General features: G+C 47.4%; 19 protein-coding genes. 11 read left to right on the forward strand and 8 right to left on the reverse strand.

The genetic code is table 11. The features are described from left to right. Positions 1 to 12: 12 nt before the first annotated feature. Both feoB and PAE54_RS06785 read right to left on the reverse strand, forming a co-directional pair. Positions 13 to 1,866 (reverse strand): ferrous iron transporter B, encoded by a 1,854-nt coding sequence (gene feoB, locus PAE54_RS06780; RefSeq protein ID WP_326518881.1) that lies wholly within the window; start codon positions 1,864 to 1,866, stop codon positions 13 to 15. Beyond that, on the reverse strand, positions 1,863 to 2,129 hold the full coding sequence (locus tag PAE54_RS06785; RefSeq protein WP_273778218.1) for a FeoA family protein: 267 nt from the start codon (positions 2,127 to 2,129) through the stop codon (positions 1,863 to 1,865). Before PAE54_RS06785 ends, feoB begins: the two co-directional genes overlap by 4 nt. Positions 2,130 to 2,305: 176 nt before the next feature. Here PAE54_RS06785 and xerD point away from each other — a divergent pair, with 176 nt between their 5' ends. From xerD to thrC, 4 genes are all read left to right on the forward strand, one after another. Further along, positions 2,306 to 3,223: a site-specific tyrosine recombinase XerD gene (gene xerD, locus PAE54_RS06790; protein WP_326518882.1), complete on the forward strand. Its 918-nt coding sequence runs from the start codon at positions 2,306 to 2,308 to the stop codon at positions 3,221 to 3,223. A gap of 121 nt (positions 3,224 to 3,344) precedes the next feature. After that, positions 3,345 to 4,160: a DsbC family protein gene (locus PAE54_RS06795; protein ID WP_326518883.1), complete on the forward strand. Its 816-nt coding sequence runs from the start codon at positions 3,345 to 3,347 to the stop codon at positions 4,158 to 4,160. Between the two features lie 100 nt (positions 4,161 to 4,260). Beyond that, on the forward strand, positions 4,261 to 5,562 hold the full coding sequence (locus PAE54_RS06800) for a homoserine dehydrogenase (protein WP_326518884.1): 1,302 nt from the start codon (positions 4,261 to 4,263) through the stop codon (positions 5,560 to 5,562). A 54-nt stretch (positions 5,563 to 5,616) separates the two neighbouring features. Next, positions 5,617 to 6,762, forward strand: a complete 1,146-nt coding sequence (gene thrC / locus PAE54_RS06805) for a threonine synthase (protein ID WP_273778214.1) — start codon at positions 5,617 to 5,619, stop codon at positions 6,760 to 6,762. A gap of 94 nt (positions 6,763 to 6,856) precedes the next feature. On the opposite strand, the gene pbpG is transcribed toward thrC, so the two are convergent. Next, the gene (gene pbpG, locus PAE54_RS06810) at positions 6,857 to 7,912 is read right to left on the reverse strand and encodes a D-alanyl-D-alanine endopeptidase PBP7/8 (protein WP_326518915.1); all 1,056 of its coding nucleotides are present in this window, start codon (positions 7,910 to 7,912) and stop codon (positions 6,857 to 6,859) included. Between the two features lie 213 nt (positions 7,913 to 8,125). Between pbpG and gacA the strand changes: the two genes are divergently transcribed. The 3 genes from gacA to PAE54_RS06825 are packed head-to-tail and all read left to right on the forward strand — an operon-like array spanning position 8,126 to position 11,771. Beyond that, positions 8,126 to 8,761: a response regulator transcription factor GacA gene (gene gacA, locus PAE54_RS06815; RefSeq protein ID WP_273778213.1), complete on the forward strand. Its 636-nt coding sequence runs from the start codon at positions 8,126 to 8,128 to the stop codon at positions 8,759 to 8,761. An 11-nt stretch (positions 8,762 to 8,772) separates the two neighbouring features. Continuing rightward, positions 8,773 to 10,359: a sensor histidine kinase gene (locus PAE54_RS06820; RefSeq protein ID WP_326518916.1), complete on the forward strand. Its 1,587-nt coding sequence runs from the start codon at positions 8,773 to 8,775 to the stop codon at positions 10,357 to 10,359. Then, complete coding sequence (locus PAE54_RS06825) at positions 10,356 to 11,771, forward strand: sigma-54-dependent transcriptional regulator (protein WP_326518885.1); 1,416 nt, start codon at positions 10,356 to 10,358, stop codon at positions 11,769 to 11,771. The genes PAE54_RS06820 and PAE54_RS06825 overlap by 4 nt, the downstream gene beginning before the upstream one ends. Before the next feature lie 2 nt (positions 11,772 to 11,773). Here the strand turns inward: PAE54_RS06825 and PAE54_RS06830 are convergent, their stop codons facing one another. The 4 genes from PAE54_RS06830 to lptF all read right to left on the reverse strand — a co-directional run bounded on the left by PAE54_RS06830 (position 11,774) and on the right by lptF (position 16,813). Continuing rightward, positions 11,774 to 12,949: a S41 family peptidase gene (locus PAE54_RS06830; protein ID WP_273778211.1), complete on the reverse strand. Its 1,176-nt coding sequence runs from the start codon at positions 12,947 to 12,949 to the stop codon at positions 11,774 to 11,776. A 16-nt stretch (positions 12,950 to 12,965) separates the two neighbouring features. Continuing rightward, positions 12,966 to 14,513 (reverse strand): 2,3-bisphosphoglycerate-independent phosphoglycerate mutase, encoded by a 1,548-nt coding sequence (gene gpmI, locus PAE54_RS06835; RefSeq protein WP_326518886.1) that lies wholly within the window; start codon positions 14,511 to 14,513, stop codon positions 12,966 to 12,968. 126 nt (positions 14,514 to 14,639) lie between these two features. Then, positions 14,640 to 15,710, reverse strand: a complete 1,071-nt coding sequence (gene lptG / locus PAE54_RS06840) for an LPS export ABC transporter permease LptG (RefSeq protein WP_326518887.1) — start codon at positions 15,708 to 15,710, stop codon at positions 14,640 to 14,642. A 2-nt stretch (positions 15,711 to 15,712) separates the two neighbouring features. Then, positions 15,713 to 16,813, reverse strand: coding sequence for an LPS export ABC transporter permease LptF (lptF, locus tag PAE54_RS06845; protein ID WP_273778208.1), 1,101 nt, complete (start codon positions 16,811 to 16,813; stop codon positions 15,713 to 15,715). Between the two features lie 156 nt (positions 16,814 to 16,969). Between lptF and PAE54_RS06850 the strand changes: the two genes are divergently transcribed. The 4 genes from PAE54_RS06850 to PAE54_RS06865 all read left to right on the forward strand — a co-directional run bounded on the left by PAE54_RS06850 (position 16,970) and on the right by PAE54_RS06865 (position 19,853). Further along, entirely contained in the window at positions 16,970 to 18,418 is a 1,449-nt protein-coding gene (locus PAE54_RS06850; RefSeq protein WP_326518888.1) for a leucyl aminopeptidase, read from the forward strand. Next, entirely contained in the window at positions 18,411 to 18,818 is a 408-nt protein-coding gene (locus PAE54_RS06855; protein ID WP_326518889.1) for a DNA polymerase III subunit chi, read from the forward strand. The genes PAE54_RS06850 and PAE54_RS06855 overlap by 8 nt, the downstream gene beginning before the upstream one ends. 35 nt (positions 18,819 to 18,853) lie before the next feature. Then, on the forward strand, positions 18,854 to 19,489 hold the full coding sequence (gene blhA / locus PAE54_RS06860) for a cell division protein BlhA (protein ID WP_326518890.1): 636 nt from the start codon (positions 18,854 to 18,856) through the stop codon (positions 19,487 to 19,489). A gap of 139 nt (positions 19,490 to 19,628) precedes the next feature. Then, entirely contained in the window at positions 19,629 to 19,853 is a 225-nt protein-coding gene (locus PAE54_RS06865) for a hypothetical protein (RefSeq protein WP_442784386.1), read from the forward strand. Positions 19,854 to 19,906: 53 nt separating this feature from the next. Here PAE54_RS06865 and PAE54_RS06870 read toward each other — a convergent pair whose 3' ends face one another. Continuing rightward, a complete protein-coding gene (locus PAE54_RS06870; protein WP_326518891.1) occupies positions 19,907 to 20,566 on the reverse strand; it encodes a riboflavin synthase in 660 nt (219 codons plus the stop codon). Positions 20,567 to 20,571 lie beyond the last annotated feature (5 nt).

The raw sequence follows: 20,571 nt of genomic DNA on the forward strand, positions 1-20,571 counted from the left end.
CTCCTTCGGGTGTTAACCGAGATAATAAGACGCAATCTGATAGGTCAGGAATGACATCAAATACGCCAAACCAAATAGATAAGCCGTCATGATACTCATGGTTCGCCATGAGCCGGTTTCACGACGAACAGTTGCCAAAGTTGCCAAACAATGTGGTGCATAAATAAACCAGACCAGCAAGGATAGACCTGTTGCCAACGACCATCCTGTACCATCAGCACTGATCAATTGGGCCAAGCCTTGGGCTACCGCATCTTCATCGGTTGCAGACAAGGCATATACGGTTCCGAGCGCAGCAACCACCACTTCGCGTGCCGCCATCGCGGGAATCAAGGCAATACAGATTTGCCAGTTAAAACCTACCGGCGCAAAGAGCGGCTGCATCAGATGCCCCAACATCCCGGCAAAGCTATAATCAATCGCGGGTGCTAGTGCATTTTCCGGTGGTTGTGGGAAAGTACATAGAAACCAGAGCAGAATCGACAAGGCGAAAATGATACCACCGACCCGTTTCAAGAAAATCTTGGCACGATCCAGCAAACCGATCCAAACACTTTTGATGTCTGGGAAACGATAGCTCGGCAATTCCATCAGCAAGGCATGTTGTGATTTATCTTTCTGGAAAATTTTGATCACGGTGGATACACACAATGCACTGATGATCCCTGCCATGTATAAGCCAAACAGCACCAAACCTTGCAAGTTCAACACACCCCAGATCATTTTCTCGGGAATGAAAGCTGCAATCAGCAAGGCATACACCGGCAGACGTGCTGAACAGGTCATCAACGGCGCCACCATAATGGTGGTCAGACGGTCACGCGGATCATTAATGCTACGGGTTGCCATAATACCCGGCACAGCACAAGCAAAGCTGGAAAGCAGTGGAATAAAAGCTCGACCGCTCAAACCGGCTTTAAACATCAACTTATCAAGTAAGAAAGCGGCACGTGGCAAATAGCCGGATTCTTCCAGCACTAAAATAAAGAAAAACAGGATCAGAATCTGCGGCAGGAACACCACCACACCGCCAGCCCCGGCAATAATCCCATCCACCACCAGACTGTTCAGCAACGGCTGCTGGATATATCCACTTACGGTTTCACCGAGCCAGCCAAACAGTGCCTCGATACCATCCATAAACGGAGCTGCCCAGGCAAAGACTGCCTGGAAGATCACAAACATCATCAAGGCCAGACTGAGCAGTCCCAGGACTGGATGTAAAAAGATTTTATCTAGGAAATCAGAGCGTTTATCTTCATGATCCACAAAGTTCACGACATCTTTTAAGATGGCATCAATTTTATGATGGGCACTGCTGCTTAAATCGCTGAGCTCAGTATCCGCGACACTATATTGTGCCTGATCGAGTGCAGCCATCAGGTTTTCAATGCCCGCGTTACGCACTGCGACGGTTTCAATCACCGGCACACCAAGACGTTGTGACAATTTCTGCACATCGATCTGCATCCCGCGACGGCGTGCTTCATCCATCATATTCAGCACCAGCAGAATCGGGCGCCCGAGATCAATAACTTCCAGAACCAGACCCAAATGCAGCTTCAGGTTGGTCGCATCGACGACACACAAGAATGCATCCTGTTGCTGCTCATCAGCAATTTTTCCCTGACACACATCTCGGGTAATCGCTTCATCCGGACTGGTGGCATTTAAACTGTAAGTGCCGGGCAAATCCAAGACACGAACTTGTCGTCCTGAAGGCAAATTAAAAAAACCGACCTTGCGTTCAACCGTCACACCCGCATAATTGGCCACTTTCTGGCGCGTTCCGGTGAGATGGTTAAATAATGAGGTTTTACCGCAGTTTGGGTTTCCCACAAGGGCAATACGCAGCGCATCACTCATGCGGGCGCTCCTTCTCCGACGCGAATTTCAATTTTTTCGGCTTCCACTTTGCGCAGGGCAAAACGGGTAAATCCGATCTGAATGAGAATAGGATCTCCACCAAAAATACCTTTGGTAATCACTTCGACGCGTGTACCCGGCACGAAACCCAAAGTTTCGAGTCGACTTGCGACAAGGTCAGGCTGACCCGAATTGCCATCCAAAGTCCGGTTGACCTTGGTGATGATGGCAGCTTGCTTAACTTTTAACTCTGATAAACGCACCGCATCCGATCCTAAAACATTTTCTACAGTATACTAGCAAATGAGAATAATTACCAAATAAGGTTCAATTCCAATTCTCATCTTCTTATATCACATCGACAGCAGAAAAGAATTGCTCTACAGTGAATAAAAACCAATACAAAGCATCGGTTTATTAAATCCTATCAGATGAAAACATGTTAAATAAAAAGCCCCGTATCCCTGCACCCGTCCAGATTCCTGCACACCTCAGCTTCTTGCAGGGCTTCCGCGATTATCTGGTTGCACAAACCGTCAGTCCCCATACGCGCAACGCCTATCTTTCCGATCTGATCCAATGCAGTGAATGCAGCAGCATACCGCTCATCGACTGGAACAGCGATCAAGTGGCTGATGTCTTGCTACAACTGACCAAACAAGGCAAGAGTCCACGTTCAATTGCCCGCTGTCTTTCGGCGTTACGGTCTTTTTATAAATTTTTGCGCGAACACAAACTACGTTTTGATAATCCCGTGGCCACACACAAAACACCCAAAATTGGTCGAGCCTTACCCAAAGACTTGTCCGAACAGGATGTCGAAGCCCTGATTCAGGCACCGAATACTGAAACTGCACTCGGCCTGCGTGATCGTACGATGCTGGAAGTGTTGTATGCCTGTGGTTTACGGGTCACAGAATTACTCAATCTACGTCTGGAACTGATTAATCTCAAACAGGGCTATTTACGGATTGTGGGTAAAGGTAATAAAGAACGGCTGGTGCCTTTGGGACAGTTGGCCTGTGAATGGATTGAGCGTTATCTGGCAGAATCGCGCCCACAACTTTACCATTCGGCAACAGACTATCTGTTTCTGACGCAACACGGCGGCATCATGAGCCGGCAAAATTTCTGGTACGCGATTAAACGTTATGCTTTACAGGCCGGCATCGAAACTGAACTTTCGCCGCATACTTTACGCCATGCCTTTGCTACGCATTTATTGAACCATGGTGCGGATTTACGTGTGGTACAAATGCTGCTGGGGCACAGTGACCTGTCCACCACGCAAATTTATACTCATGTGGCACAGCTACGTTTACAACAGCTGCATGCACAGCATCATCCACGCGCTTAACAACCTAGAAAACTGTGAAAAAGCCCTGGCTAGATCAATAAATTTAATCAATCCATGGATATTTTTTTGCTATGCTTGCGGGCTATCCTTTCCCTAATCTTTACATAATAAAGGGTCTTTTATGCTGTTTACCCGTTCCCGTTTGGCGTTGGCTTGTGCACTAACGACCAGCATTCTGCTTGCTGCATGCTCCAATAGCAATAATGACGACAAAAAACAAAATACCTTAACTGCTACGGCACCTGCGACGGGTGAAGCCTCTCCCCTGACGGAACGCAAGACTCAGGAACATCTGCTCCAGACCCTGCAGCAACATTTCAAAACTGCCAATATCAATGCCAAAGTACTCGATGTCAAAAGTACTGAAGTACCAAACTTGTACTGGGTGAATCTTGAAGGCATGGGTGCGGTATATGCAACGAGTGATGGCAAATACATCATTCAAGGTGATGTCATCCGTTTAGGAGACAAACAGCTGCATAATGTCAGTGAGAGCTTCCAGTCCTCGGAAAACAAAAAACATCTGGCTGCACTCAAAACAGAAGATCTGCTGGTTTATCCGGCCAAAGGTCAAACCAAACATGTGATCTATGTCTTTACCGATATCAGCTGCCCTTATTGCCAGAAACTGCATAGCCATATGGCCGAAATCAATGCTGCCGGTATCGAGGTACGTTACATTGCCTGGCCACGCGGCGAGCAATTATTCCCGGCCATGGAAAGCGTCTGGTGTAGTGCAGACCGTCATGCTGCCTTTGAACAAGCCATTCATGGTGGACAATTACCAGCAGCACAATGCCAGAATCCGGTCAAAGCCCAGTACCGGTTAGGCCAAAAAATGGGGGTGAATGGCACCCCGGCCATTTATAATGTCGAAGGTCAGTATCTTGGTGGTTATCTGTCGCCACAAGAGTTAATTCAGCGTTTGGGCAATTAATCCGGATCGGGTGTAGATAACGCATCTACACCCTAGAGTCTGGCGCTTTTTTTAGCTATGATCTTAAACTTAATTGAATTCGTGATATATGGAGTGTGACGTGCAACCAGTTCGCCTGGCAATCCTTGGTCTTGGCACCGTCGGTGGTGGAGCCCTAAAACTTTTACAAGAAAATGCTGCTGAAATTAAACGTCGCACCGGTCGTGAAATTCAAATTACCCATGTAGGTACCCGTCGCCCTCGTCCAGACTTAAATCTTGAAGGCATCAAGCAAAGTGGCGATTTGATGGACATCGTACGCCAACCAGATGTCGATGTGGTCGTTGAAGTCATGGGTGGCATTCACCCGGCCTATGAAGTGATCATGGAAGCCATCAAACATGGCAAACAAGTCGTGACCGCTAACAAAGCGCTATTAGCTGAACATGGTAATGAACTGTTTAAAGCAGCAGATGACCATAAAGTCCAGATCGCCTATGAAGCGGCGGTAGCCGGCGGTATTCCTATTATTAAAGTGATTCGTGAAGGTCTGGCTGCCAACAAAATTGAATGGCTGGCGGGCATTATTAACGGTACAGGTAACTTTATCCTGACTGAAATGCGTGAAAAAGGCCGTGCTTTTGCCGATGTGCTCAAAGAAGCTCAGGAACTGGGTTATGCCGAAGCCGATCCAACCTTTGACGTGGAAGGGATTGACGCTGCACACAAACTTACCTTGTTGGCTTCTATCGCATTCGGTATTCCATTGCAGTTTGACAAGGTTTATACCGAAGGCATCAGTAAGATTACAGCGCAAGATGTAAAATATGCAGAAGAACTCGGTTTCCGTATTAAACATTTGGGCATTGCACGCCGTGCTGAAAATGGCATCGAGCTTCGCGTACACCCGACCTTAATTCCTGAAGAACAGCTGATTGCGAATGTCAACGGCGTTAAAAATGCCGTGCTGGTGCAGGCCAATGCAGTCGGTCCAACACTGTATTATGGTGCAGGTGCAGGTGCAGGCCCAACAGCTTCAGCGGTTGTCGCAGATATCGTGGATATCGTACGTGACATTTCTTACACGGAAGATGGTTCAGGTACGATTCCTCAGTTGGCCTTTGAAGCCTTGACGGATACTCCGATCCTGAACCGTGAGGATATGACCACCAGTTACTACATCCGTGTGGATGTAGAAGACCAAACTGGTGTACTTGCCGACATCACCACTATTTTAAGTCGTGCCGGTATCAGTATTGATGCAATCATGCAGCAACCGCGCTTAAAAGATCTTATTCCAATTGTGATTCTCACCGATCCAATTTTGGAATCAAAAATGGACGAGGCTCTGGCAAAAATCCAAGCATTGCCAGCAACTCGTGGCGAAATCGTGCGAATTCGTTTAGAATCGCTGGACAGTTAATCGGGTTGAGGGGCAACTCTCCTCACCAGCTCTACTCACATTTGGAACACCATCATGTCTAATGCCAATCGTTATACCGGTCTTGTTGATCGTTATCGTGACCGTTTGCCAGTTTCAGCAACGACTCGTGCTATCTCTTTAGGTGAAGGGAATACCCCGCTCATTAAACTGGAGAACATTCCACGCATTATTGGCAAAGATGTTGAAATCTATGTGAAGTATGAAGGTTTAAACCCGACAGGTTCATTTAAAGACCGTGGTATGACCATGGCGGTAACCAAAGCGGTTGAAGCGGGTTCAAAAGCGATTATCTGCGCTTCTACAGGTAACACTTCTGCAGCAGCTGCGGCGTATGCAGCACGTGCGGGCATCAAAGCATTTGTTTTGATTCCTGAAGGCAAGATTGCCATGGGTAAAATGGCACAAGCCATGATGTACGGTGCGATCACCATGCAAATCCGCGGCAACTTTGACGATGGTATGCGCCTAGTGAAAGAAGTTGCTGATCAAGCCCCGGTGACCATCGTAAACTCGATCAATCCTTACCGTTTACAAGGTCAAAAAACTGCGGCATTTGAAATTGTTGATGCTTTGGGCCGTGCACCAGATTATCACTGCTTGCCAGTAGGTAACGCGGGTAACATTACAGCGCACTGGATGGGCTATTCAGAGCAAGCGGTTGATCCAAGCGAATATGCGACTAACCGTTGTGAATATGATCGTGAAGCCGATGCTTTCACTGGTTTACCAGCACAAGCAGCGCGACCTAAAATGATCGGCTATCAAGCAGCCGGTTCTGCACCTTTCCTACGTGGTGCTCCTGTTGAACATCCTGAAACCATTGCGACTGCAATCCGTATTGGTAACCCACAAAGCTGGAACCACGCGCATGCGGTAATGAAAGAGTCTGGCGGCTGGTTTGATGAACTTCAGGACAGCGAAATCCTTGAAGCACAGCGTATGCTTTCGATGTATGAAGGTGTGTTCTGTGAACCGGCTTCTGCAGCAAGCTTGGGCGGTGCCATCCGTGACGTGAAAAACGGTAAGATTCCTGAAGGTTCTGTAATCGTTTGCACCTTAACCGGTAATGGTCTGAAAGATCCAGATACTGCCATCAAACAATGCTCTGATGCAGTCATGTTGACCATCGATGCCACCATGAATGATGTAAAAACTTCAATTCTTTCAAATATGGAATAATATTTTTCCAGCATGAAAGAATAAAAAACCCTGCTTCAGCAGGGTTTTTTTATGGCCTGATAAAAATAAATTTTGTCAGGCTGATAGTAAGAAACTAGATACGTTTTGGCAAATTACCTAACCAAGTCATTAAGTTAGTCGCGTCACTGTTACGTGCTTGCGTGGTGCTTGCACCAAGTAATACGACGATCGCTGGACGTGAATTTACCGTCGTGTGCATGACTACACAACGACCAGCTTCATTGATATAACCAGTTTTGGATAGATTAATATTCCAACCACCATTACGCACCAAGGCATTGGTATTATTGGATTTCAAGACACGATAGCCAAGGTTAAAGTCATAACTCGCTGTTGTGGAGAACTGGCGAATCAATCCGTACTGTGAGGCCGCACTGACCAAAATACCTAAATCCCGCGCGGATGCCACATTACGTGGATCTAGCCCAGTCGATTCATAATATTTGGTCGAGGTCATGCCTAAAGCACGGGCTTTAGCATTCATTGCAGCCACAAAGGCTGGCTTACCGCCTGGATACGTCCGCGCTAACGCAGCCGCAGCCGGATTTTCTGATTTCATCAAAGCAAACAATAACGCCTCGGCACGGTTCATTTTATCGCCGACACGTAATGTAGAGCTTGAGTTTTTACCACCTGCTCCAGCGAAATCAACAGGCTGTAAGGTGATTTCTTCAGACATGTTTAAACGTGCATCTGCAGTCACAACGGCTGTCATCAATTTGGTAATCGATGCAATCGGTAAAGCGGTGTTGGTATTTTTGCTATACAGCACTTCACCGGTTTGTGCATCAAGAACCAAGGCCGAACGGGCATTGACAACAGGCTGATTACGATAATTGCTTGAAGTATCCAGAATCTGGACTTTTTTAGCCACGGTCGCTGCAGGTGCCTGAGTACTGCTGCGTAGTGTTGTCGTGACCTTGGTGGAACCCGGCGGGGTCACGTCTTGTGCTACGGTTACTTCACCGTTCAGAAACTGGTCGGCCTCTTCAGCTGACCAAGTGAGAGAAGCCTGTCCATTTTCCCCTGGAGCCGTATTCATGACGAGTTCTGCAAAGCTCGTTGAACTCAGGCTGAGTAGAATAGACATACTCAACACATGCATTAAAGACTTTTTAGAAGTTTTCATCATTCGACACTCAACTCGGGGAGAATAAGAGAAAGTTGCTTATTACCTACAATATACCTTACATTTGCACAGCAATCAGGCATTTCCAGTGCCACGATTTTGTACAAGACAATGCATTGAGGATATGAATAGCATTGCTAATTTTGTCGTTTCATTGCAAGCTTAATTTGCTTTATGTAACAAAAAAAAGAGTTTTAAAGAAAGGAGAGAAACGTGATCACAGTCTTAGTTGTCGACGACCATGAGCTGGTACGTACAGGGATTTGTCGCATGTTAGAAGATCACGCTGATGTCCAGGTTATTGGTCAAGCTGAATCGGGTGAAGAAGCGATTGCTATGGTTCGCCAACATCATCCGAACGTGGTTTTACTCGATGTCAACATGCCCGGTATTGGTGGAGTAGAAACCACGCGCCGTCTGCTACAGTCTACACCGGAGACAAAAGTACTCGCGGTCAGTGGTCTTGCCGAAGAACCTTACCCGTCCTTATTACTCAAAGCAGGTGCTAAAGGTTACATCACGAAAGGTGCTCCCATTTCTGAAATGGTGCGGGCAATTAAAAAAGTCATGCAAGGTGGTAAATATTTTAGTGCTGATATTGCCGAGCAGCTCGCCAGCTCCTATCTGTCTGACACCCAGCAGTCCCCTTTCGATGCCTTATCTGAACGTGAAATGCAGGTGGCCATGATGGTCGTCAATTGTATCAGTGCACAAGAGATTGCCGATAAGCTGTTTGTCAGTGTAAAAACCGTTAATACCTACCGCTATCGGATTTTTGAAAAACTCGGCATCGACAGTGACGTTAAACTGACTCACTTGGCGATTCGCTATGGCTTAATTAAGCCTTAATCCAGACCAACCTGATGCTTGCGATTCCAGCTTCCCTATTTCAGACGATTTATCGTTTAGCTATCCATTACAGTATTTATCGTCTGATTATTGCCCTAAGCCTGACGTTCATTTTTATGTTCACCCAAGGGCAACTCGGGAATTATTATCAGCAACCTACCTTATATTTTTATACTGCAGTTTTTTATGCCCTGATTAGCTTATTCCAGCTGGTCAGTCTCAAATTTCTGCCTTTTTCTACACAACGACAGCTGGTACTCATTCTAGCTTGTGATGTTCTGATGCTGAGCATCCTGACCTTTGCGGTCGGTAGTCCAAGTTTACATATCAGTCTGCTTTTTGTGATTACCATCTTTTCAGCTAGCCTCCTGCTGGATCAGCGTAAGGCCCTGATTATCACGCTGATTGCCGTCATTAGCGTGGTTTATCAACATTTTGTCGGCAGTGTGCTGGATTTTTCTAGTCTTAATAATGTCGGTCACAATGCCCTTTTGGCTTTTTTGTTTTTTGTGGTGTATGGCTTGAGTCAATTGGCCGTACAACGCTTCCAGATTCTGCAAAACCTGCATCTGCATCAGTCACAGGAATTTCATCAACTGCAGAATATCAACCGCTATATTCTGGAACAAATTGAGGTGGGTTATCTGGTGCTCGATGCAACCTGCCATATTGTGCTGGTGAATCCAGCAGCGTGTCATCTGCTCGGGATCCTACCCACGTTCGCCCATCAAAAACAACCTTTGTCTGAAGTCCAACCTGATCTATGGCAACTGCTCAAATTTGACCATTTTAAACATGGGGAAAAATTTCAGTTTGAATCACAATTTTCGCACTACACCATCCAGATTCAGTTACAGAAACTGATCACACCCCAGCAAAGTCTGAGTTTATTGGTGCTACAGGATGCACAAAAAATCAACCAGCAGGTTCAACAACTCAAACTCGCCGCCCTAGGACAACTGACCGCCAGCATTGCACACGAAATACGCAATCCTTTAGCCGCCATTACTCAGGCCAATCAATTGTTATTGGATAGTGATGCTGAACAGCAGCGTATGCTCACACAGATGATTGCCAAACAGGCCAATCGTATCGATGTCATTATTAAAGACACGCTCAATATGGCACGACACAAAGGGACTTTTCCAGAAACGCTGCAACTAAAACTCTTCCTCACCGAATGCCTGCAGGAAGACTTTGCTGATATACAGCAGCAGATTCATTTAGACTTGCAACAAGACTGCTCGGTCATGTTTGATCCCCTGCAACTCCGTCAGGTTTTAGTCAATCTGATCCGTAATGCGATTCGACATAATCGTGCATCAGACTTTATTCAATTACGGGTCAGTACGCATGAGCAAGGGGTCTGGATAGATGTGATTGATTTTGGCTCAGGCGTTCAGAAACAGGATATTTCACGTTTATTCCAGCCATTTTTCAGTACCGAAATTAACGGAACTGGTTTAGGATTATACTTATCTCGCAGTTTATGCGAAGCCAATCAAGCCAAACTGAGCTACGTTGAACAACCACAAGGAGCATGTTTCCGCATTGAATGCTCCACAAATCATTTGAATCAGGTTTTGCAGGGATCATGACAGAAAAACAAGCCCTCGTCTTATTGGTGGATGATGAAGAAGACTTATGTACGCTGATGCAGATGACTCTGGCACGTATGGGCATCAAGACGCATATTGCGCATAGTTTACAACGTGCGCGCTATTTCTTTACCCAATACCAGTACGATGCCTGCCTGACCGATTTAAACATGCCAGATGGTAACGGTCTGGAGTTGGTCGAACTGGTCACACGCTGTTATCCCAACACACCGATTGCCGTACTGACCGCCTATGGCAGTATGGATATTGCAGTCAGTGCATTAAAAGCCGGAGCCTTTGATTTTGTCAGTAAACCGATTAATCAGACGCATTTAACCCAACTGTTACAAAAAGCCCTCAATCTGCCGAAATCCTGGTGTCCTGCCGCTGAAGATCGTCCCGAAAATCGCCTGTTGATCGGCCGTTCCGAACCCATCCAACAGCTACGGGCAGACCTGAATAAAATTGTCCGTTCTCAGGCACCTGTTTTTATTACCGGGGAATCCGGCAGTGGCAAAGAAGTGGTCGCACGTTTGATTCATCAGCTCAGCAACCGTAATCAGGGACCTTTTATTGCGATTAACTGTGGGGCAATTCCGGCAGAATTGATGGAAAGTGAGCTGTTCGGCTATAAGAAAGGCAGCTTTAGCGGGGCAGCACAGGACAAACAGGGGCTGATCCAGGCAGCGAATGGGGGCAGTTTATTCTTGGATGAAATTGCTGAATTGCCGCTCAACATGCAGGTCAAACTGCTACGAGTGCTCCAGGACAAACAGGTTCGCCCACTCGGCAGTGATCAGGAAATTGATGTCGATTTTCGCATCATCAGTGCCAGCCATCAGAATCTGACCGGTCTCGTACAACAGGGGAAATTCCGTCAGGATTTGTTCTTCCGCCTGCATGTGATTGATGTGGTACTTCCTCCCTTAAGGGAACGCGGACAGGATATTCTATTATTGGCAGACCATTTTATTCAGCAGGTGTGTGATGAGTGGGATCTGCCCGTGAAATCGCTGAGTAAAGCAGCCCAGCAGTTTTTGCTACAGCAGCATTTCCCGGGCAATGTGCGTGAATTGCGCAATATGGTGGAACGTGCCATCGCATTTTGCGACGAGACAGAATTGCAAGTGGAAGATCTGCAAAACAGCATTTCCCCCCCTCTACAACCAGCGATGCTGCCTCAACAGGAATCTGCTTCAGCCACGACTGTCCATGTTCCGGGTATTCTCTATGGTCAACTTCCAGCTGAAGGGTTAGAGCATTATCTGGAAAGAATCGAAAAAGAGCTGCTGTTAAAGGCGCTTGATATGACCCACTGGAACCGTACGCTAGCGGCCAAGAAACTCGGCATGAGTTTCCGTTCCTTACGCTACCGGCTCAAAAAACTGGGCCTGGATTCCGAGGTCGAATAAAACTATTTGTGCTTGATCAATAACTCAGTGACATTTTCCAGATAGGTTTCATCACGGATCTCGCCAGAAATCGGATACAGGTAATCTGGCGTAACGCCTTGCCCCTCAATCATGTGACCTAAAGGCGTGTAGTAATGTGAGACGGTCATTTGCAGTGCAGCACCATTGGGGAGGGCAAAGAGCTTTTGTACCACGCCCTTACCATAACTTTTCTCACCCACCACCCAAGCACGACCATGCTCCTTTAAAGCCATGGTAAAAACTTCAGCGGCAGAAGCAGAGCGCTGGTTAATCAAAATGCCAATTTTCAGGTTCTGAAAGTCATTGCTCGGCAAGGCCTGAAACTGCTGATCACCTTCGGAACGACTGCGGGTTGAGACAATAACACCTTGATTTAAAAACAGGTCCGCAGACTCCACCGCAGCAGACAATAGCCCCCCCGGATTATTACGTAAATCGATAAGGACTGCTTTCAAACGATTACTGGCATGATCTTCGATGAGATGCTTAATCTGGTTGGCAGTATCCTGCTGAAAGACCCGGACTTTAATCAGCAAAACCTGATTATGCAATAACTGAGCTTGGGTATCGGCTTCAATCTTTTTATTACGGACGATACTCACCGGAGGACGTTGCTCATCCAGTTGTACCAGCATGGTGGAGCCAATCGAACCGGTGAGCAATTCCTGCACCTGAACATGGTTCAGCTCTTTTAAGCTTTGATGGTCAATCTTGTCGACCACCAGACCATTGCGCAGGCCCAGTTTGCTGGAATCAGCCCCTTCTTTTAAGTTTTGGATTTGCCATTGATGATGCTGAACATCATAACGCAAACCAAAATCGACCGTTGCCAGCTCACCTTCAGTATATTGCAGCAGTTGTTGATATTCTTCAGGAGATAAATAACGCGAATAACGATCCAGTCCGCTGACCAGCCCCTTAATCGCCTGTTGGAACAAAACCTCATCAGATTTTGCTTCCACATAGTTTTTTTGTACAAGACCGTAGATCTGTACAAATTGCTGGATGGATTCTACTGGCACCTCAGTAAAATCCTCTTGCACGACGTCCGAATCCAGATCAGTGTTCGGACGCTCTGCTGCAAGAACCGGAACGGAAAATAAACAACAGCACACGATCCCCAGAATCTGAGCCAGGGTCTTTCCTTGTTGCATCATTCCGTCCTCTTGGGGGTTAAGCCTCAACCGTGATCAAATTACGGCCCTGCATATCTGCAGGTACAGGCAGCTGCATCAAATTTAACAGCGTTGGTGCGACATCGGCCAACACGCCGCCTTCGGCAATCGTAGCTGCGCCTGGACCAACATAAATAAATGGCACCAACTCAGTGGTATGCTGAGTATGCACCTGACCACTTTCGTAGTCCTGCATCTGCTCCACATTACCATGGTCTGCCGTGATGATCATATGGCCTTTATTGGCCATGACAGCATCGTAAACACGGCCCAAACACGTATCCACCGCTTCAACTGCCTTCACGGCAGCATCAAAGACACCGGTATGCCCCACCATGTCACCATTGGCATAGTTCACGACTAACAGGTCATACTCACCAGAATTGATGGCCTTGACCAGTTCATCGGTCACTTCATAAGCGCTCATTTCTGGTTTCAGGTCATATGTCGCCACATTCGGAGATGGAATCAGGATGCGTTTTTCACCTGGATATTCATCTTCACGACCACCACTAAAGAAGAACGTCACATGCGCATATTTTTCGGTTTCAGCAATACGTAACTGCGTTTTACCCAAGTTTGACAGGTATTCACCAATCGAGTTTTTCAGCTCTTCCGGCATATACGCCACGGGTGCATCAATCGAGGCCTGATAGCGCGTGAGCATGACGAATTTGGCTAAATTCGGCACGACTTTACGTTCGAAACCGGCAAAGTCTTTTTCCACAAAGGCTTTGGTGATCTCGCGCGCACGGTCAGCACGGAAGTTCATAAAGACGATGCTGTCGCCATCCTGGATTTTGGCAATCTCACCAATACGGGTCGCCTTGACAAACTCATCGCTTTCATCCGCTGCATAGGCCTGTTCCAGACCTTCTAGCGCAGTGGCTGCAGTACGGACTGCCTCACCTTCGGTCAACAGGCGATAGGCTTGTTCTACACGGTCCCAGCGATTGTCACGGTCCATGGCATAGTAACGGCCAATCATCGATGCAATACGGCCTTGACCCGGATATTGGGCAAACAGCGCATCCAGTTTTTCTAACGAAGGTTGTGCACTTTTCGGTGGTGTATCACGGCCATCAAGGAAAGCATGCAGATAAACTTGCGCACCACGTTTTAGCGCCAGTTCACACATCGCCACGATATGGTCTTCATGAGAATGCACACCGCCTTCCGACAACAGCCCCAGGATATGCACAGCGCCACCAGATGCTTTGGCCTTTTCAACCGCATCCACCAGCACTTCATGCTCAAAGAACGCACCAGTACGAATATCTTTGGTAATCCGGGTAAAGTCTTGGTACAACACTCGGCCTGCGCCCAAGTTCATGTGACCCACTTCCGAGTTACCCATCTGGCCATCCGGCAAACCTACATCTTCACCAGAGCCAGAAATCAAACCATGCGGATGCTTTTGTGTGATGGCTGTCAAATTTGGAGTTTTCGCTGCAAGAAAAGCGTTATCCTCGACCGCTTCACGATGGCCCACACCATCCATAATCACCAGAACGTGAGGGATTTTGCCAGCAGTTGCATCCGTCATGATTTTCACTCTTTCATTTGTTTACAAATTCAGCATGCTATCTTACCGAATTTTGCTGCAAGACTCTATATTCTGTGCGGGCTTTCACGCACAGAAATAGACGAACTGGCAAAGTGTTATACGCTTTTAGCGGACGCGCTGCAGTAAATAACCACCGGCAATAAACATCAGGACAATCGGGATAAAGACGAACCACGCTGGCGATGGCGAGTACACCAAGCTGGCATAACCGAGGAAATCCTGCAGATAAAAGAAACCTAACCCGATAAACAGCGCGATGACCAAACGGAAACCCATCGACTGCTGACGCAATGGCCCAAAAATAAACGAGCAGGCAATCAGAACCAAGGCAATCAGAGCAAACGGCGCACCAACTTTTTGCCAGAACGCCAACTGATAGGTTTTTGGTACCTGGCTGTATTCATGCATATAGCGCATGAAACTGATCAACTGGCTGGGTGACAGGTCTTCAGGATCAATCGTCACCATATGCACATATTTCGGTTGTAAAGCGAGTCCTAGAGCCTGTTGATCTGCCCGTTGATGGACGGCATTACCATTCGCTAAAACATCCACCTGCTGGGCGGTACTTAAATTCCAGCGCCCATCGCTGACAAATTGCCCTTGCTCCGCATTCAGCACCGATTGCAACCGATAATTCTGGTCAAAATCGACGACCTGAATATTGCGCAGATTGCCTTGTGAATTGGCGTAATCAATATAAATAAAACGTTGGCCTTCACGTGTCCAATAGCCTTTCACTTCACCTAAAGTGGCGACGCTTTGATGGGTTTTCACGCTTTTTGCCTGCTCATTGGTATATGGAATCACCCATTCGCTTAAGGCAAAAGACAGCACCACCAACAACATCGCGGAGCGGATCACCCAGCCAACAATGCGCCACAGGCTAATCCCGACTGAACGCATCACGATCAGCTCACTGTTGGATGCCATAGTGCCCAGACCCAGCACCGCCCCCATCAAAGCCGAGATCGGCAAAATCTCATACAGGTAACGCGGTGCCCCCCAAAGCACATATTGCAATGCTTGCCAGGCATTATAGTGCTCGTTTAGGTCACTCAATTCTCCCAGATAGGTAAACAGGACCTGCAGCATAGACAAGACGGCTGTCGCCCCCAGCATTGCGAGTGCGGTAGTTTTGGTCACATGTTTAGCGACTATTCGACGTGCAAACATTGTTAAGACCTCACGCGTTCAATGTGTTTCTGGATTTTAGGGCCCAATTTCTGCTTACGCGAGAACAGCGCTGCAGCGATCGCATAGGCGATCAAGACCGCTGGATAAGCCCATACACCAAGCTCGTCTTTACTGATGCGGGTTTTAATTGCCATCAAGGCCACAATTAAACTGGCAAAAATCAGAATGGCCGGAAAAAGGCGGAAATAGCGTCCCTGACGTGGATTCACTTCGGACAAGGCCACGGCTAGCATCAAAGCCACAATCAGGGCAAACGGCACAAAGAAACGCCAGCCCAACTCACTGACCACCACGGGATCATGGCGATTTTTCCAGAGTTTCGCGGTAGGTAAGGCTTCTACTTCAGCGCTTTCAAACTGGGCAGCCTTGTCATTTTCCAGACGCAAACGATAGCTTGCGAATTCAGCTTGTGAATACTGTGGCTTGCCCGGATAAATTTCATAACGGCGGCCTTCAACCAGATCAACCACATTGGCCGTATCATTCGCCACTTCAACCCGGGTCGCTTCACGTGCCAGAATCATCACATCCGGCTTACCGGGTCTTTCAGCACGCTGATAGAAAAAGATATCTTTCAGGTTTTTGCGGTCATCGGAAAGATCACCGGCATAAATGGTATATGGCCCCGAGGAAATAAATTCTTTTGGTCGCACCAGATCAAAACCGGTCCGCACCGCCTGATTGGTGGTCAGCTCTTCAAATTGGCGCAAACCCCAAGGTGACATCCACAGCATTAACCCGCTCTGTGCCAATAAATAGACCAAAGTTAGCGGAATAAGTAAACGGCCCAGTTGATGCCGGCTCACGCCACTGCTGTTCAGTACTGCCATTTCATGATCGACATATAAACGGCCAAACACCAGCATCAAACCGATAAAAAATCCTAACGGCAAGATCAGGGTCAGGAATTCCGGCATCCGGTAGCCAATAATGCTGAACAGGATACTGGCATCCAAACGACCTTGCGCAGCGATACCAAAATACTTGATCAATCGGCCACCCATCATGATCAAGGTCAATAAGGCAATCACCACCAGAGAAGTGGATACAACTTGCTTGACGAGATAACGCCGAATAATCAAATTAATTCTTCCAAAAGGGTTCATCAGGACTAGCGCTAGTTTACCCGAATGTTAAAAATATAAAACCTATCCCACCGTTGTACATTGCAACTCTATCACCGGAAATGTTTCAATGGTTGAATGATTTGCAAACCTTTATAAGGCATGAATACCGCAATGAAACTTACCCTTCAAACTTCACTCGCTGCGACTAGCTCAACCCCGTATCTGTTGATTTTGGTTGATGCAGAGCATTTGGAAAACGCAGCGGCAGCCTATCAAGTCAATGAATTAGAAAACTTAATTGCCGCGACCCAGTTTAAAGCGAGCCTCAACGAAAACTTACCGCTGATTGGGAAAATCACAGCCGCACCCAATGCAGCCTTGATCGGCCTCGATAAAACTGCGGAGCTTAAGCCCGCAAAACTGGCCAAGCTGGCACAAACAATTGTGCAAGGCGTACAAAAGAAATTTAAACAAATTAGTCTGGATATTTCCGCTTTGCCACAGGAACTGCATTACCTGTTCGCATTGAATCTGACCCAGGCTGCCTACGGTTTTGATGAATTCAAAAGCAAAAAAAATGAATTTTTGCTCGAACAGATCGATTTAATTGCCAGCCAGACGCCATTAACTGAAGCACAACTCACCCTAGTGGATGCTATCCAATCTGGTCAGAGTATGGCGCGTGACCTCGGTAACCGTCCGGGCAATATCTGTTTCCCGGAATATCTGGCAGAGCAGGCACAGGCTTTGGCCGCAGAATTTCCAGACTTACTCAAGGTCAATGTGCTAGATGAGCAGCAAATGACAGAATTGGGTATGCATGCCTTTTTAGCGGTCAGCAAAGGTTCCGAGCGCCCAGGTCGCATCATTACCCTCGACTATCAAGCGCAACTCGACCAAGCACCTGTCGTCTTGGTGGGTAAAGGCATTACCTTTGACACTGGTGGCATTTCACTGAAACCAGGCCTGGGCATGGATGAAATGAAATTCGACATGTGCGGTGCAGCCTCCGTCTTGGGTACCATGCGTGCACTTTGTGAAGCACGTCTGCCGATCCATGTGGTCGGTACGATTGCAGCGGCAGAAAACATGCCATCCGGTCATGCCACCCGTCCGGGCGACATCGTGACCAGCATGAGTGGCCAAACCATTGAAATTCTCAATACCGATGCTGAAGGCCGCCTGGTACTATGTGACACCCTGACCTACATCAAACGCTTTGATCCAGCAGTGGTCATTGATATTGCGACTCTTACCGGCGCCTGTGTGGTCGCACTCGGTAAAGTACTCAGTGGACTGTTCTCACCCGATGATGAACTGGCCAGTGAAATTAGCGCAGCCGGTGAACAGAGCTTTGACCGTGTCTGGCGTATGCCGGTGATTGATGATTATCAGGAATTATTAGACTCTCCATTCGCCGACATTGCCAATATTGGGGGTCCAACCGCAGGCTCTGTGACAGCGGCTTGTTTCTTGCAGCGTTTTACCCGTGACTATCGCTGGGCGCATCTGGATGTTGCAGGCACAGCCTGGCTGTCAGGCACCAGCAAAGGTGCAACGGGTCGACCAGTACCTTTGTTAATGCAATTCCTGGCCAACCGCGCGGTTGCCAATGGCTAAGGTCAGCTTTTATCTGTTTGAAAAAAGCCCGGAACGGCAAGTCGAAAGTGCTTGCCGTTTATGTCGCAAGCTGCTGCCCAAGCAGGGCAAAATCTGGCTGTACTGTCCAGATCCTGACTTACAGCAGCAACTGGATGAGCGCCTGTGGAGCTTTGATCCCAGCAGTTTTATCCCACATGGTATCGAGCAGACCAATGCACCCGTCTGTATTTCAGCACAGCTTCCTGACAGTGCAGCGTGGCTGGTATTTAATTTTAACAATCAGGCGCTTGAACAAACGGACAAATTTGGTCACATTATTGAAATTATCGAAAATGATGAAACGGCCAAACAGATTGGCCGAGAAAAATTCAAACAATATCGGCGCTCGGGTATTCAACCGCGCACCTTTAAACTATAAACCCGCTTAATTTTACCCCGGCAAGGAGATGTGTAGTGGCACTTAATGTAGGTCAAGATTTTAAAAAGCGCTGGCTTCAGGCCCCTGAAGCTGTACGTCAAGCTTTTCTTGATGACCTCGCCCGCATCTGTGATCTGCTGCAACCCAGTGGTGACATCCAACAATGGCTCACTGCCGATCAGCTGGCCCAGAAAGCCTCTGAACAGAAAATTGCCGTTGCCTATGCCAACTTAAAAGCAGAACTGCTCGAACAGGCTCGGATTCGTCGCCAACTGGCTTTAGAAAAAAGCCTTGAGGACAAGCGTGCCGCCCAGGCTGCATACGCTGCAGCTTTGCAACAACATGAAATTGAGCATTTCACTGAACAAACCCTGCTCCTGTCACAATTACGTGCACAGCTCGATCAGGAAATCCAAGACTACACGCAACGCTACCAGCAGAATCCGGCACAGCCGTCGATTGATTACAGCCATCCACGACGTCTCGCGATTTCAGACGAACAGATCCTGTCAGAACTGGAAAGCGTTCGCCTGCGCCTGGAACTCGAAGCTGAAACCCTGATTGAAGAAGCAGTAAGCGCCTTTAGAAACAAGCTGCAGGCAGCCGCACAGGAAGAGATTAGCTACATACTGCAGAATTCCAGTTTTTCTGACCAACCACTCAAAAATTAATTTGACCTAATTTTCAAATTTCTTTCCGCCCTTGTCATCAAAATGACATAAAAATGCAACAATATGGTCACATCTTTAAATCATTGTGTTTAAAGATCATGCACTTAGCATGTGACTCTACAGTAGCATGAGGAAGAAAATGATGGATCTATTGACCCAGATTTCGGCACGGATTAGTAAACTACATTCTGGCGAAAAATGGACAATATCCGCAGAAGACTTATTACTCAGCCGCGCTGATTTTCAGTCTATCTCGGTTTATTTCTCTCGAAAGGCCCAAGAACAAGGAGACTTTTCCGTCTCCACTCCCAAAAGCGTCAAGCCTTGGTTAGGCAGCACTTCTTTAACCATTATTAAACATTAAAAAGACAGAGGGTGGAAATAGCTCATCACGATGGGCTATCTCCGTTTTAACGCTTATTTCAAGAACCCATTTTCCGCGAGAAAAGCCATACTTATTTTTGATTCGGTATGCGTTTCGGCGGCTTTGTCACCCAACAGTAAACGTTCGATATAACGTGCCAGCACATCCACTTCCAGATTGACTTTGCTGCCCACTTTCCAGGTGCCAATATTGGTGCGTTCTGCCGTATGCGGGATCAGGTTCAAACTGAGAATATTGCCACGCAAATGGTTAATCGTCAGGCTAATGCCATCGACGGTCACTGAGCCTTTTTCAGCAAGATACTTGGCAATTTCAGCCGGTGCGGTCACTTCAAAATACAGGGATCGTGCATCTTCACGCACCAGGGTAATTTCGCCCACTGCGTCGACATGACCGCTGACAATATGGCCACCAAAACGTGTAGTTGGCAGCATGGCCTTTTCCACATTGACCGGTTGCCCCACTTTCCACTGTCCGAGCGTCGTGCGGTTCAGACTTTCGCGCGATACATCCGCCGCATACCAGTTGTCGCCCCATTCGATCACGGTCAGGCAAATACCGTTGGTGGCAATTGAATCGCCCAAATGCACATCTGACATATCCAGATCAGTCTGGATGCGCAAACGGATATCCCCCCCCACACTTTGCAGGCTTTGCACTTTGCCGAGGCTTTCAATAATCCCTGTAAACATAACGA

It is taken from the genome of Acinetobacter minutum (assembly GCF_035916735.1).
In the GTDB taxonomy this organism is placed as follows: domain Bacteria; phylum Pseudomonadota; class Gammaproteobacteria; order Pseudomonadales; family Moraxellaceae; genus Acinetobacter.

Coding starts and splice junctions, on each gene's coding strand:
- feoB (WP_326518881.1), bottom strand. CDS start 1,866: ATGAGTGATGCGCTGCGTATTGCCCTTGTGGGAAACCCAAACTGCGGT.
- xerD (WP_326518882.1), top strand. CDS start 2,306: ATGTTAAATAAAAAGCCCCGTATCCCTGCACCCGTCCAGATTCCTGCA.
- PAE54_RS06795 (WP_326518883.1), top strand. CDS start 3,345: ATGCTGTTTACCCGTTCCCGTTTGGCGTTGGCTTGTGCACTAACGACC.
- thrC (WP_273778214.1), top strand. CDS start 5,617: ATGTCTAATGCCAATCGTTATACCGGTCTTGTTGATCGTTATCGTGAC.
- pbpG (WP_326518915.1), bottom strand. CDS start 7,912: ATGAAAACTTCTAAAAAGTCTTTAATGCATGTGTTGAGTATGTCTATT.
- PAE54_RS06825 (WP_326518885.1), top strand. CDS start 10,356: ATGACAGAAAAACAAGCCCTCGTCTTATTGGTGGATGATGAAGAAGAC.
- PAE54_RS06830 (WP_273778211.1), bottom strand. CDS start 12,949: ATGATGCAACAAGGAAAGACCCTGGCTCAGATTCTGGGGATCGTGTGC.
- gpmI (WP_326518886.1), bottom strand. CDS start 14,513: ATGACGGATGCAACTGCTGGCAAAATCCCTCACGTTCTGGTGATTATG.
- lptG (WP_326518887.1), bottom strand. CDS start 15,710: ATGTTTGCACGTCGAATAGTCGCTAAACATGTGACCAAAACTACCGCA.
- PAE54_RS06850 (WP_326518888.1), top strand. CDS start 16,970: ATGAAACTTACCCTTCAAACTTCACTCGCTGCGACTAGCTCAACCCCG.
- PAE54_RS06855 (WP_326518889.1), top strand. CDS start 18,411: ATGGCTAAGGTCAGCTTTTATCTGTTTGAAAAAAGCCCGGAACGGCAA.
- PAE54_RS06865 (WP_442784386.1), top strand. CDS start 19,629: ATGATGGATCTATTGACCCAGATTTCGGCACGGATTAGTAAACTACAT.
- PAE54_RS06870 (WP_326518891.1), bottom strand. CDS start 20,566: ATGTTTACAGGGATTATTGAAAGCCTCGGCAAAGTGCAAAGCCTGCAA.